This is a genomic window from Vibrio sp. 2132-1 (assembly GCF_033344315.1).
This window is the reverse complement of sequence record NZ_JAWPON010000902.1, coordinates 1-505: the sequence shown is the minus strand read 5'-3', so window position 1 is coordinate 505 and position 505 is coordinate 1. Positions and strand designations below refer to the sequence as shown.

The following is a 505-nucleotide window of genomic DNA, read 5'->3' as shown; positions in this document are numbered from 1 at the left end:
GACGACGGTCGTGTTCGTCGCCTGCCGCAGGGACTCTGCACACCTCCGTTTACACATGTGCCTGGAGGAGTTGGAAATCGTCGTGTTCGGGAAACATTAAACACAGGATGGCAGCGATCTGAGCCAGCACATGATCAGCTAGCTCACCATCCGGATCGACGGCCCACTGCATCGTCGCGCCAGCGATGACCGAGTGCAGGAGCAACTCAGCTGCCGCAGGAGCACCTGGGGGCAGTCGCTTGCGGATCCCCTCCACCACCGCGCGGTTCCGCTGGATCGCAAGCGTGCGTAGCTCCGGCACCTGGAGCTCGTACCAGGAGATGAGATAGTTCACCGAGAAGTCGTTGCGAGTGTTCATGCTCCGAACGAGCACCTGCAAAAATTCCCAGAGCCCTTGCGGCCCTGCGCCTATCGGTATCGCATTCAGGTAATGCCGCACCTGCTCGACGCCGCGCTCCATCATCCTCACCAGCAGCGTATCGCGGTTGGTGAAGCGCTGGATTAA

The 505-nt window shown here is 60.4% G+C and carries 1 protein-coding gene; it reads right to left on the bottom strand.

The window, feature by feature from the left end; genetic code table 11:
- Positions 1–49 precede the first annotated feature (49 nt).
- Positions 50–505, bottom strand: a 456-nt coding sequence (gene mphR(A) / locus R8N47_RS28635; RefSeq protein WP_318186538.1) for a macrolide-binding transcriptional repressor MphR(A), incomplete at its 5' end; no start/stop codon positions are given.